We start from the raw sequence: 12,794 nt of genomic DNA, 5'->3' as shown, positions 1-12,794 counted from the left end.
CTTTAATGGGATCATATATGACCGCAAGGAGAGATGTCATGAGCGATGACGCGCAACTGGTGGCGGAGATCGAAACGCTGGGCATCAAGCTGGCAGAGGCGAAGGCGAGCATCTCCAGGCGGTTCATCGGACAGCCCAGGGTTGTGGAGCTGACGCTCAGCGCGCTTTTGTGCGGCGGGCACGGGTTGCTGATCGGCCTGCCGGGGCTGGGCAAGACGCGGCTGGTCAACACGCTGTCCACGGTGATGGGGTTGCAGGGCGCGCGCATCCAGTTCACGCCGGATCTGATGCCGGCCGATATTCTGGGCTCGGAAGTTCTGGAAACCGCCGGTGACGGCAGCCGCGCGTTCCGCTTTGTCCGGGGGCCGATCTTCTGTCAGCTTCTGATGGCCGACGAGATCAACCGCGCCAGCCCACGGACGCAATCGGCGCTGCTGCAGGCGATGCAGGAAAAATCGGTGACCATCGCCGGACAAGAACACGCGCTGGATCAGCCGTTTCACGTTCTGGCGACGCAGAACCCGATCGAGCAGGAGGGCACCTATCCGCTGCCCGAGGCGCAGCTCGACCGGTTTCTTGTGCAGATCGACGTGCCCTATCCCGACCGTAAGACCGAGCATGAGATCCTGATCGCCACCACCGGCGTGTCAGAGGATGACGCCCATGCCGTGTTCACCGCCGCCGAGCTGATCGCCGCGCAGAACACCGTGCGCCGGATGCCGGTGGGCGAGGCTGTGGTGGCGCTGATCCTCGATCTGGTGCGCGCCTGCCGCCCCGGCGATGCCGACGCGCCGCAGGTGGTGCGCGACAATGTGGCCTGGGGCCCCGGCCCGCGCGCGGCGCAATCGCTGATGCTGACGGTGCGGGCACAGGCCCTGCTGGAAGGGCGGCTGGTGCCATCCGCCGAGGATGTGCTGAAAATGGCCGGGCCGGTGCTGAAGCACCGCATGGCGCTGAGCTTTGCGGCGCGGGCGCGGGGCGAAAATCTGGATGACATCATTCAAGGCGTCTGCGACAGCGTGACCAGGATCGAGGCCGCCGCGTGAGCACTCCCGCCGCCCTTCGTTCCCGTGCCGAGGATCTGGCCGCGCCGCTGCCCCCGCTGCTGGCCGAGGCCGAGCATCTGGCCGCCACGGTGCTGCTGGGCGAACACGGGCGCCGGCGGGCGGGCATGGGCGACGAATTCTGGCAATACCGCCCGGCCACGCCCGGCGACGAGGCGCGCAGCATCGACTGGCGCCGCTCGGGCCGGTCGGATCAGCATTTCGTGCGGGAAAAGGAATGGCAGGCGGCGCAATCGGTGCTGATCTGGGTCGACGACGCCCAGTCGATGCGGTTTGCCGGGGATGCCGGTCGTGTGAGCAAGGCCGGCCGCGCGCGGGTTCTGGCGCTGGCACTGTCGGTGCTGCTGATCCGCGGGGGCGAGCGTGTGGGACTTTCGGGTTTCGATCTGCCGCCGCGCCGCGGCGAGTTGCAGCTGCTGCGCCTGGCCGAGGCGTTCAGCCACGAGGGCGCGGCGCCCGATTACGGTGTGCCCGAAGCGCGGGGGATGCTGCCGCATTCGCGCGCGCTGTTCCTGTCGGATTTCATGGGCGACATGGCGCCGGTCGAGGCGGCGCTGGCCAAGGCGGCCGACCGGGGTGTGAAAGGCGCGCTCCTGCAGGTTCTGGACCCGCAGGAAGAGGCCTTTCCGTTCGACGGGCGCACGATTTTCGAAAGCATGTCGGGCAGCCTGCGCCATGAGACGCTGAAGGCGGGCGATCTGCGCGGCCGCTATCTGGAACGGCTGGCGCAGCGCAAGGCACGGCTGGCCGATCTGACCCGCATCGCCGGCTGGCACTACGATTGTCACCACACGGGGGAAAGCGCGCAGGGGGCGCTTTTGTGGCTGTTCCGGGCGCTGGAACGGGTGCGCTGATGTTCATGCTGGGTCCCCTCGGTTTCACCGCGCCCTGGCTGTTGCTGGGGCTGCTCGCGCTGCCGGTGCTGTGGCTGGTGCTGCGCGCGGTGCCGCCCGCGCCGATCCGCAGGCGGTTTCCCGGCGTGGCGCTGCTGCTGGGCCTGACCGATGACGAAAGCCAGACCGACAAGACGCCATGGTGGCTTTTGCTGCTGCGGATGCTGGCGATTGCCGCCGTCATCGTCGGCTTCGCCGGCCCGATCCTGAACCCACAGCAAGAGCGTGCGGGCACCGGCCCGCTGCTGGTGCTGATCGACGGCACCTGGGCCGACGCGCGCGACTGGCCGCGCCGCATCGATCGGGTCGAGGCGCTGTTGGCCGAGGCGGCGCGGAACGCGCGCCCGGTTGCCCTTGTCCAGACCACCGATCTGCCGGAAGGCGGCGTACCGTTTCAGGCCGCCGACGCGTGGCAGGCGCGGCTGCCCGGCCTGACCCCCGCCGCGTGGGAGCCGGATGCCGAGGATCTGGCCGCATGGGCCGCCGCGCTGTCGGGGCGGTTCGATACGTTCTGGCTGTCGGACGGGGCGGCGCGGGATACGCGCCTGCCGCTGCTGGAGGCGCTGGAACGCCACGGCACGGTCACCGTGTTCGAAAGCCCGCGCCCGATCTACGCGCTGCGCCCGGCCCGGTTCGAAGACGGGCAAATCGCCCTGACCGCCCTGCGCGCCCGCGCGGACGAGGTGGCCGAGGTGACCGTCACCGCCACCGGGTTGGACCCCAACGGGGTAGAGCGTGACCTGGCCCGCGCGACGGCGGAGTTCGAGCTGGGAGAGGACGCGGCCGAGGTGGCGCTGGTTCTGCCGCCCGAATTGCGCAACCGGATCACCCGCTTCGCGGTGTCGGGCGTGCGGTCGGCGGCGGCGGTGACGCTGACCGACGACAGCCTGAAACGGCGCGAGGTCGCGCTGATCGCCGGGCGCGAAGACCGCGAGGGGCTGGAGCTGTTGTCGCCGCTGCATTTCCTGCATCAGGCGCTGGAACCCAGTGCCGATCTGATCGGGGGTGATCTGGTGGATATCCTGCTGGCCAACCCCGATGTGATCGTGCTGGCCGATGTGGCGAAGGTCACCGAAACGGAAGAGGCCGCGCTGCTGGAGTGGCTGGATCAGGGCGGGCTGCTGGTGCGGTTCGCCGGGCCGCGTCTTGCCGCCAGCGATGTCAGCCGCGATGCCGAGGATGCGCTGATGCCGGTGCGCCTGCGTGCCGGGGGCCGCACCGTGGGCGGCGCGATGAGCTGGGGCGCGCCCAAGGCGCTGCGCCCGTTCCCCGACAACTCGCCGTTTTTCGGACTGCCGGTGCCGGCGGATGTTACGGTTTCGGCGCAGGTGATGGCGCAGCCGGGGCCGGAACTGGCCGAACGCTCGATCGCGGCGCTGGCCGACGGCACGCCGCTGGTCACGCGCAAACGGGTGGGGCAGGGGCAGATCGTGCTGTTCCACGTCACCGCGAATGCCGAATGGTCGAGCTTGCCGCTGTCGGGCCTTTTCGTGCAGATGCTGGAGCGGCTGGCGATCTCGACCCGCCCGGCGCAGCCCTCGGCCGAGGATCTGGCCGGCACCGTCTGGGTGCCCGAGGATCTGCTGAACGCCTTCGGCGAGATCGGCGGCGCGGGCAACATGCCCGGCGTTCCGGGCGAGGCGTTGGCCTCGGGCCTGCCGTCGCACCGCCTGCCGCCCGGCCTTTACGCGGGCGAAGACCGGCGCATCGCGCTCAACATCTTTTCCGCCGACAAGAGATTGGCCGCCGCAAGCTGGCCCGCCCGGATCGTGATCGAGGGGCTGAGCGTGGCGCGCGAAACCTTCCTGAAAGGGGCTTTCCTGGCGGCGGCGCTGGTGCTCCTGGCGCTTGATATCATCGCCTCGCTGTTCCTGTCGGGCCGGTTGCGCGGGCCGCGCGCGGGGGTTGCGGCGGTGCTGATGCTGGTGCTGGTGCTGCCCACGGATGCCCCGGCGCAGACGGCGGATGATACATTGGCGCTGGCGGCGACGTCAGAGGTGGTGCTGGCCCATGTGCTGTCGGGGGACGCGCGGGTGGACAGGATCGCCGCGGCCGGGCTGCGGGGCCTGTCGGAAAAGCTGGCGCAACGCACATCGGTGGAGCCCGCCGCGCCGATCGCCGTCAGCCTGGAAACCGATGAATTGTCATTCTTCCCGTTCCTCTACTGGCCGATCACCGCAAATCAGCCGCGCCCCTCGGCCGCGGCCTATGCGAGGCTCAACCGCTATCTGCGTACCGGCGGAATGATCCTGATGGATACGCGCGACGCGGATGTGGCGCAGTTCGGCGGCGGATCGCCCGAGGCGCGCAAGCTGCAGGAGCTGGCCCGGCCGCTGGACATTCCGCCGCTGGAGCCGATCCCGGAGGATCACGTGCTGACCCGTACCTTCTACCTGCTGCAGGATTTCCCGGGCCGGTTCGCCGCGCGCGATGTGTGGGTCGAGGCTGCGCCCCCGGACGCCGAACTGGCCGAGGGCATGCCGTTTCGCAACCTCAACGACGGGGTGACGCCGGTGGTGATCGGCGGCAACGACTGGGCCGCCGCCTGGGCGGTGGATGACCGGGGGCTGCAGATGTTCCCGGTGGGGCGTGGCTATGCGGGCGAGCGGCAGCGCGAGATCGCCTATCGCTTCGGTATCAATCTGGTGATGCATGTGCTGACCGGAAACTACAAATCCGATCAGGTGCACGTGCCCGCCCTGCTTGACAGGTTGGGACAATGAACGGCGCGGTGATCTTCGACCCGCTGTTGCCCTGGGCGGTGCTGTCGGGCGCGGCGCTGCTGGCGGCGGCGTTTCTGGTCCTTGCGGTCTGGCGCGGCCTGTCGGGCTGGTGGTTGCGCGGGCTGTCGGCGCTGGCGCTGCTGCTGGCCATCGCCAACCCGTCGCTTCAGCGCGAAGAACGCGCCCCGCTCAGCGATATCGTGCTGCTGATCGTCGATGAAAGCGCCAGCCAGCAACTGTCCGACCGGCCGGCCCAGACCGAAGACGCGATCGACCGGGTGCGCGCCGAGATCGCGGCGATGGACAATACCGAGCTGCGGGTGGTCACGCTGGAGGATGCGCAGGACGACGGCGGCACCCTTTTGATGACTGCGCTGTCAGAGGCGATGGCAGAAGTTCCGCGCGCGCGGCTGGCCGGCGCGATCCTTCTGACCGACGGGCAGCTCCACGATATCGACCACGCCCCGGACATGCCCGCGCCGCTGCAGACCCTGCTGACCGGGCGGCAGAGCGACTGGGACCGCCGCCTGATCGTGAAGAACGCGCCTGCCTTCGCCATCATCGACGAAGAGGTGCAGCTGACCCTGCGGATCGACGATCAGGGCGCGGTGCCCGACGCGGCCGGCGCGTCTGCGGAACTGTCGATCGCGGTGGATGGCGGCGCGCCCGAGGTTTACACCGTGCCCGTGGGCCGCGATCTGGATCTGCCGGTGACGCTGAGCCATGGCGGCATGAACGTGATCCAGTTTCAGCTGGCCGAGGCGGAGGGCGAACTGACCGATCGCAACAATGCCGCCGTGATCCAGATCAACGGGGTGCGCGACCGGCTGCGGGTGTTGCTGGTATCGGGCGAGCCGCATCCGGGCGAACGCACCTGGCGCAATCTGCTGAAATCCGACAGTTCGGTCGATCTGGTGCATTTCACCATTCTGCGCCCACCCGAGAAGCAGGATGGCGTGCCGGTGACGGAACTGTCTCTGATCGCCTTTCCGACGCGCGAGTTGTTTCTGGAGAAGGTCGATGAATTCGACCTGATCATCTTCGACCGCTACAAGCGGCGGGGGATCCTGCCCAGCATCTATCTGGATAACGTGCGCGATTATGTCGAAAAAGGCGGGGCGGTGCTGATCGCCGCCGGGCCGGATTTCGCCAGCGCCGACAGCCTCTATCGCTCGCCCCTGTCCGAGATCCTGCCGGCCGCGCCCACCGCCCGGGTGATCGAAGAGGGGTACCGCCCCGAAATCACCGATCTCGGCGCGCGGCATCCCGTGACCGAGGGGCTGAAGGATGCCTGGACAGGCAATGGCGGGGAATGGGGCCGCTGGTTCCGCCTGATCGAGCTGGAGGCCAATCGCGGCCAGACCGTTCTTGGCGGGGTCGGCGGCCGGCCGCTTTTGGTGCTGGATCGGGTCGGCGAGGGGCGCGTGGCGCTGATGGCGTCGGATCACGCCTGGCTGTGGAACCGCGGGTTCGAGGGTGGGGGGCCGCAACTGGAACTGCTGCGCCGCCTGGCCCACTGGATGATGAAGGAGCCCGAGCTGGAGGAAGAGGCGCTGAGCGCCGTGGCCGAGGGGCAGACCCTCACCATCACCCGCCGTTCGTTGCAGGACGCGCCCCGCTCGGTCGAGATTACGGGGCCGGACGGTGCCGTGACGGTGCTGCCGCTGGAGGAAACCCAGCCGGGGAAGTACACCGGCGTGTTCGAGGGGCCCGAGATCGGCCTTTACCGTCTGCGCGACGAGGCGCTGGAAACCGTCGTGGGGCTCGGCCCCGCCGCGCCGCGTGAGTTCGAGGAAACCATCGCCACCGGCGACAAGCTTGAGGCGGCGGTCCGGGCGACGCGGGGCGGCATCCTGCCGCTTGAGCGTGGCGCGCCCGATATCCGGCAGGTGCGCGAAGGCCGGGTGGCCGCCGGCCGCGGCTGGATCGGGATCACCCCGCGCGATGCCTATCTGACGGCGGATGTAACCATCGTGCCGCTGGCGCCCGCCTGGGCTTTTCTGTTGCTGGCGGCACTGCTGAGCGTCGGTGCCTGGCTGCGCGAGGGGCGGCGCTAGCGGCCGCGCGGCTATTCCGGCAAAGGCAGTGTGAACGTTGTTCCCGCCCAGCCATCGACGCTGCAGCGGGCGCGCAGCGTGACCGTGGTGATGCCGTCCGGGATGACGATGCCGGACAGCGAGCGGGTAAAGGGCTGTTCGGTTTCATGCGGATGGGTCAACGGGCGCAGGCCAAGGCGGGTGCCGTCGGGGGCCAGCACCTCCCACCCGTCGGCATAATGATCCCAGCCGGTATCGGGGTGGCGCATGGTCACGTCGAAGCGCCAGCCCTGCGCGGTGCTGCGGGCCTGTGCATCCTCGATCACCGGGCCATCGGCCCGGGCAGAGGTGGTGGCGATCAGCAGCAGGGGGGCAAGGATTCGCATGTCGGTCTCCCTTCATGCCCAGCCTGTCAGATCCGGCGGCTCCGGTGGGGTCACATTGGCGTGCGATCCAGAAGTGCGAGGCGGGAATCCGATGCGAACTCGCGCCGCCACAGCACCAGCAGGGTGACCGCCGCCGCCACCATCAGCGGCACCGCCCCCAGCAGCCAGGCCAGCCCGCCAAGCGCGAAGTAAATCGATCTCATGCCGCGGTTGAAGCTGCGCGCGGCATAGATGTTGACCCCGGCCGCCTGCCGGGCCCGGCGCCGGGCATCGGGGTGTTCGGGATCATTGGGAACGGCGGCCATGACCACGGCGCAATAGCCGAACAGGCGATGCGACCAGACGAATTTCAGAAAGGCGTTGGCGACCAGCAGCAGCACGGCCAGGATTTTCACCTCCCACACCACGGCGGGGGCGGTTTCCAGCGTCAGATCCTCGGCCAGCCCCAGCAGGCGTTCGGTATTGCCGATGAGGGCGAGCCCGCCCCCGATGGAGATCATCGAGGCCGAGGCGAAAAAGGTGGTGCCCTGGCGCAGCGAGGCCAGGATGCTGGAATCGAACAGGCGGGGCTGGCGGGTTACCATTTCCTGCATCCAGTCGCGCCGGTACTGGGTCATAAGTACCGAAACGGAGGGGCGGCTGGCCGGGGGCCGCTCGATCGCGAAGCCGATGCCGACCCAGGCCGCGACCCAGAACAGCAGGGCGATCGCATCCAGCGCGCCGAACAGGGATATGTGGCTCAGAAGGTCCATGGAGCTGAGCCTATACACCGGAATTCGCCTTGCCACCCCGAAAAATTGGTTATAAAAAATTACCAATAAGGCGAGGAGGCCTGACATGCAGATGCCAGATCCGAACCCGGCGGTTTTGTCGAAAAAGGCACGGCTGGTGGCACGGTTCCTCTCGGTGTTGCCCGCCGACGCGGTCATCCATGACGAAACGGAAACGCGGGCGTATGAATGCGACGCCCTGACCGCCTATCGCTGCCCGCCGCTCTGCGCGGTGCTGCCCTCCTCGACCGCCGAGGTGTCTGCCATCCTGCGGATCTGCCACGAAGAAGGTGTGCCGGTGGTGCCGCGCGGATCGGGCACATCGCTGGCGGGCGGGGCGCTGCCGACCGCCGACAGCGTGATTCTGGGCGTGGCGCGCATGAACGATGTTCTGGAAACCGATTACCGGAACCGGTTCATCCGGGTGCAGACGGGGCGTACCAATCTTTCGGTTACCGGCGCGGTCGAGGAAGAGGATTTCTTCTACGCGCCCGACCCGTCGTCGCAGCTTGCCTGTGCCATCGCGGGGAATATCGCGATGAATTCAGGCGGCGCACATTGCCTGAAATACGGCGTGACGACCAACAACCTGCTGGGGGTGACCCTCGTGCTGATGGATGGCACCGTGGTGGAGATCGGCGGCGCGCATCTGGATGCGGGCGGGCTGGATCTGCTGGGTGTGATCTGCGGCTCTGAAGGGCAGCTGGGCGTGGTGACCGAGGCGACCCTGCGCATCCTGCGCAAGCCCGAGGGCGCGCGACCGGTGCTGATCGGCTATGACAGCAGCGAGGTGGCCGGGCAATGCGTGTCGGACATCATCAAGGCCGGCGTACTGCCGGTGGCGATCGAGTTCATGGACAGGCCCTGCATCCGCGCGACGGAGGCCTTCGCCCATGCCGGATATCCCGATTGCGAGGCGCTGCTGATTGTCGAGGTAGAGGGCGCTGCGGATGAGATCACCGAACAGCTTGACCTGATCACCGCGATCGCGCGCCGGCACAATCCGGTGGAGCTGCGCGAAAGCGGATCGGCCGAGGAAAGCGCGCGAATCTGGCTGGGGCGCAAATCGGCCTTTGGCGCGATGGGGCAGATCAACGACTACATCTGCCTTGACGGGACGATCCCGGTTTCAGCGCTGCCGCATGTGCTGAAGCGGATCGCAGAGATGTCGGCCGAATACGGGTTGGGCGTGGGCAATGTGTTCCACGCGGGCGACGGCAACATGCATCCGCTGATCCTGTTCGATGCCAACAAGCCCGGCGATCTTGAAAAATGCGAGGCCTTTGGTGCCGAGATCCTGAAGCTGTGTGTCGAGGTCGGCGGTTGCCTGACCGGTGAGCACGGGGTGGGGATCGAAAAGCGCGATCTGATGGGAACGCAGTTCACGGCGGCAGACATGGAGGCGCAGTTGCGGGTGAAGGATGTGTTCGATCCGCAGTGGTTGCTGAACCCGGCGAAGGTGTTCCCGCTGGCGCTGACCGCGGGGCGGAGGGCGGCGTAAGGGGGCTGTCTGCCCCCTCTTGCCTGCGGCAATTCACCCCCGAGGATATTGGGACGGAAAAGAATGATGCATCCTGAGACAGAGGCCGATCTGGCCGAGGCCATTGCGGGCGCGGGCGGGCCCCTGCGCATTGTCGGCGGCGGCACGCGGGGGATTGGCCGGCCGGTGGCGGGGGAGGTGCTTTCGCTGGCCGGGCTGGCGGGGATCACGCTGTATGAGCCGGGCGCGCTGACCCTTGTGGCACGGGCCGGCACGCCTTTGGCGGAGGTCGAGGCGGCGCTGGCGGCGGAGGGGCAGCGCCTGCCGTTCGAGCCGATGGATCACCGGGCGCTGCTGGGTACGGCGGGGGCGCCGACGATCGGCGGCGTGGTGGCGGTGAATGCGTCGGGGCCGCGCCGGATACAGGCCGGGGCCTGCCGCGACAGCCTGATCGGGGTGCGGTTCGTTGACGGGCGCGGCGATGTGATCAAGAACGGCGGGCGGGTGATGAAGAATGTCACCGGCTATGATCTGGTCAAGCTGATGGCCGGGAGTTTCGGCACGATCGGGGTGTTGAGCGAGGTTGCGTTCAAGGTTCTGCCGCGGCCCGAGATGGCGGCCACGCTGAGGATGGAGGGGTTGGACGACGAGGCGGCGGTGCGCGTGCTGTGCGCCGCCCTGGGCTCTCCCTTCGAGGTTTCGGGGGCGGCCCATGTGCCGGGCGGGCCGGGGGTGATGATCCGTGTCGAGGGGTTCGCGGCGTCGGTATCCTATCGTGTGGCGCAGTTGCGGGCGTTGTTGTTGCCCTATGGGGATGTGGTTGTGGAAACAGAGCCGGAGGCCGTGAATGCTGGATGGAAGCGGGTGCGCGATGTCGAGGCGTTTGCGGGGCGCCCCGGCGATGTCTGTCGGATTTCGGTGAAACCCACCGACGGGCCGCGCGCGGCGGCGGCCATCGGTGCCCGCGAGGTGATGTATGACTGGGGCGGCGGTTTGATCTGGGCGCTGGTGCCCGAGGGGCGTGACATTCGCCCCGCGCTGGCGGGGATCGGGGGCCATGCCACGCTGATCCGCGCCGGGGCAGAGACCCGTGCCGCGCGGCCGGTGTTCCCGCCCGAACCGGCGCCGCTGGCCGCGATCAGCGCCGGGCTGCGCGCGCAGTTCGATCCGCGCGGCATTCTGAACCCCGGATTGATGGGCTGAGCCGATGCAGACGACATTCACCCCCGAGCAGTTGAAAGACCCGGCGATCGCACGGTCGAACAAGATTTTGCGCGCCTGCGTGCATTGCGGGTTCTGCACCGCCACCTGCCCCACCTATCAGCTGCTGGGCGACGAGCTGGACAGCCCGCGCGGCCGGATCTATCTGATCAAGGACATGCTGGAAAGCGGACGGCCGGCGGATGAAAAGACCGTGCGGCATGTCGACCGGTGCCTGAGTTGCCTGGCCTGCATGACGACCTGCCCGTCGGGGGTGCATTACATGCATCTGGTCGATCACGCGCGCGCGCATATCGAGAAGACCTATCGCCGGCCGTTTTCCGATCGGGCGCTGCGCTGGCTGCTGGCGCGGATCCTGCCCTATCCGTCGCGGTTCCGGCTGGCGCTTCTGGGCGCGAGGATCGGGCGGCCATTCGCCTTTCTGATGCCCGATGCGCGGTTGAAGGCGATGTTGGCGATGGCGCCCAGGCGCATCCCGCCGGTCAGCCGCAATGACGCCCCGCAGGTGTTTGCGGCCATCGGCGCGCGCCGGATGCGCGTGGCGCTGATGACCGGATGCGCGCAGCGGGCGCTGAACACGGATATCAACGATGCCACCATTCGGCTGCTGCGGCGGCTGGGCTGCGAGGTGGTGATCGCGCGCGGCATCGGCTGTTGCGGCGCGCTGACCCATCATATGGGCAAGTCTGACGAGGCGCGCGCCACGGCGGCGAGAAACATTCGCGCCTGGGCTGCCGAGATGGCGGGCGAAGGGCTGGATGCGGTCGTGATCAACACCAGCGGCTGCGGCACCACCGTCAAGGATTACGGGCATCTGTTCGAAGCCGACCCGCTTCAGGCAGAGGCGCAGGCCGTGGCGGAGATGGCGCTGGATATCACGGAGCTTCTGATGAAGCTCGATGTGCCCGAGGGGGCCGACAGGGGGCTGACCGTGGCCTATCACGCGGCCTGTTCGCTGCAGCACGGGCAGCAGATCAGATCGGCGCCGAAGGAGCTGCTGAAACGGGTGGGGTTTCGGGTGGTGGAACCTGCCGATCCTCATCTGTGCTGCGGCTCGGCCGGAACCTACAACCTGCTGCAGCCGGAGATTTCGGGGCAGCTGAAGGCGCGCAAGGTGAAAACGCTGGAGGCCCGGCAGCCCGATCTGATTGCCGCGGGCAATATCGGCTGCATGATGCAGATCGGGTCGGGCACCGCGGTGCCGGTCGTGCATACGGTCGAGCTTGTGGATTGGGCGACGGGCGGGCAAAAACCGCGCGCTTTGACCGAAAACCAGCCTTAATCCTGCCCAATCCCGCTGCTAGGCCGGTGCCGCGGGCAGGGAGATGACATGCGCGGTTACCTGACACTCATGCTTTTGGTTCTGGCCCTTTGCGGCTCGGCGCTTCAGGCGCAGGAAAGCACCCTGCGATCGTTGCAGACGGCGAATGACGGCAAGGGCTGGGAAGCGGTCGGGCGGCTGAACATCGGCACCCGCGGGTTTTGCACCGGTGCCCTTGTCGCGCCCGATCTGGTGTTGACGGCGGCGCATTGTCTTTACGACAAATCCACCGGCCGGCAGGTGAGCCTCGAGGATCTGGAGTTTCTGGCGGGCTGGCGCAACGGCCGGGCAGAGGCCTATCGCCGGGTGCGGCGGGTGGTGGAGCATCCGCGCTATAGTTTCGCCACGGCAGACCGCGTTGACCGGGTTGCCTATGATCTGGCGCTCGTGGAGCTGGAGCGGCCGATCCGGCTGACGGGGGTAACGCCCTTCGATACGGCCCGGCGCCCGCGCAAGGGTGATGAGGTGGGCGTGGTTTCCTATGCCGAAGACCGGGCCGAAGCGCCTTCACTGCAGGAGGTGTGCCACGTTCTGGCGGGGCGGGCCGGTGTCTTGATGCTGTCTTGCAGCGTGAATTTCGGCTCTTCCGGGGCGCCGGTCTTTACCTTCGAAGATGGCGTACCCAGGATTGTTTCCGTGGTGTCGTCAAAGGCGGAGGTCGGAGACAGGCCGGTGGCTCTGGTGGCGTCTCTGGCGGGGTCGCTCGATCTGATGCGCAGCCGTCTGGCCGCGGGCGAGGGGCAGACCGCCGACAGCCTGCCGCTGGCGCGGCGCTTTTCGCAAGACGGGGTGCGCAGCGCGGGCGGTGCGAAATTCGTCCGGCCCTGAAGGGGCCGAACGGCGCCTCGCGCGCCGGGCTTGAAACCGGAAAATGACCTTCCCACATTTAAGCCGTGCAGG

The 12,794-nt window shown here is 68.1% G+C and carries 10 protein-coding genes; 8 read left to right on the top strand and 2 right to left on the bottom strand.

Annotation, left to right across the window (positions count from 1 at the left end; genetic code table 11):
* The first annotated feature begins 38 nt into the window (after positions 1-38).
* Genes TQ29_RS14650 through TQ29_RS14635 form a run of 4 tightly spaced genes read left to right on the top strand, consistent with a single transcriptional unit; the run spans position 39 to position 6,737 of the window.
* On the top strand, positions 39-1,046 hold the full coding sequence (locus TQ29_RS14650; protein ID WP_037209371.1) for a MoxR family ATPase: 1,008 nt from the start codon (positions 39-41) through the stop codon (positions 1,044-1,046).
* Entirely contained in the window at positions 1,043-1,918 is an 876-nt protein-coding gene (locus tag TQ29_RS14645; RefSeq protein WP_054539758.1) for a DUF58 domain-containing protein, read from the top strand. Before TQ29_RS14650 ends, TQ29_RS14645 begins: the two co-directional genes overlap by 4 nt.
* Complete coding sequence (locus TQ29_RS14640) at positions 1,918-4,680, top strand: DUF4159 domain-containing protein (protein ID WP_054539757.1); 2,763 nt, start codon at positions 1,918-1,920, stop codon at positions 4,678-4,680. Before TQ29_RS14645 ends, TQ29_RS14640 begins: the two co-directional genes overlap by 1 nt.
* The gene (locus TQ29_RS14635; protein WP_054539756.1) at positions 4,677-6,737 is read left to right on the top strand and encodes a glutamine amidotransferase; all 2,061 of its coding nucleotides are present in this window, start codon (positions 4,677-4,679) and stop codon (positions 6,735-6,737) included. The genes TQ29_RS14640 and TQ29_RS14635 overlap by 4 nt, the downstream gene beginning before the upstream one ends.
* 11 nt (positions 6,738-6,748) lie before the next feature.
* Here TQ29_RS14635 and TQ29_RS14630 read toward each other — a convergent pair whose 3' ends face one another.
* The gene (locus tag TQ29_RS14630) at positions 6,749-7,102 is read right to left on the bottom strand and encodes a hypothetical protein (RefSeq protein ID WP_054539755.1); all 354 of its coding nucleotides are present in this window, start codon (positions 7,100-7,102) and stop codon (positions 6,749-6,751) included.
* Positions 7,103-7,152: 50 nt separating this feature from the next.
* Positions 7,153-7,854, bottom strand: a complete 702-nt coding sequence (locus TQ29_RS14625) for a DUF599 domain-containing protein (RefSeq protein WP_037209381.1) — start codon at positions 7,852-7,854, stop codon at positions 7,153-7,155.
* A gap of 85 nt (positions 7,855-7,939) precedes the next feature.
* Between TQ29_RS14625 and TQ29_RS14620 the strand changes: the two genes are divergently transcribed.
* The 4 genes from TQ29_RS14620 to TQ29_RS14605 all read left to right on the top strand — a co-directional run bounded on the left by TQ29_RS14620 (position 7,940) and on the right by TQ29_RS14605 (position 12,722).
* Positions 7,940-9,373: an FAD-linked oxidase C-terminal domain-containing protein gene (locus tag TQ29_RS14620; RefSeq protein WP_054539754.1), complete on the top strand. Its 1,434-nt coding sequence runs from the start codon at positions 7,940-7,942 to the stop codon at positions 9,371-9,373.
* 66 nt (positions 9,374-9,439) lie between these two features.
* On the top strand, positions 9,440-10,555 hold the full coding sequence (locus tag TQ29_RS14615) for an FAD-binding protein (RefSeq protein WP_054540467.1): 1,116 nt from the start codon (positions 9,440-9,442) through the stop codon (positions 10,553-10,555).
* A 4-nt stretch (positions 10,556-10,559) separates the two neighbouring features.
* Positions 10,560-11,855 carry a glycolate oxidase subunit GlcF gene (glcF, locus tag TQ29_RS14610; RefSeq protein WP_054539753.1) on the top strand — a complete coding sequence of 432 codons (1,296 nt, stop codon included), beginning with the start codon at positions 10,560-10,562 and terminating at the stop codon, positions 11,853-11,855.
* A gap of 48 nt (positions 11,856-11,903) precedes the next feature.
* Entirely contained in the window at positions 11,904-12,722 is an 819-nt protein-coding gene (locus TQ29_RS14605) for a serine protease (protein WP_157445604.1), read from the top strand.
* The last annotated feature ends 72 nt before the right edge of the window (positions 12,723-12,794 follow it).

This window comes from Actibacterium sp. EMB200-NS6 (genome assembly GCF_001305615.1).
Classification (GTDB): domain Bacteria; phylum Pseudomonadota; class Alphaproteobacteria; order Rhodobacterales; family Rhodobacteraceae; genus Actibacterium_A; species Actibacterium_A naphthalenivorans.
This window is presented reverse-complemented; position numbering and strand designations above follow the sequence as displayed.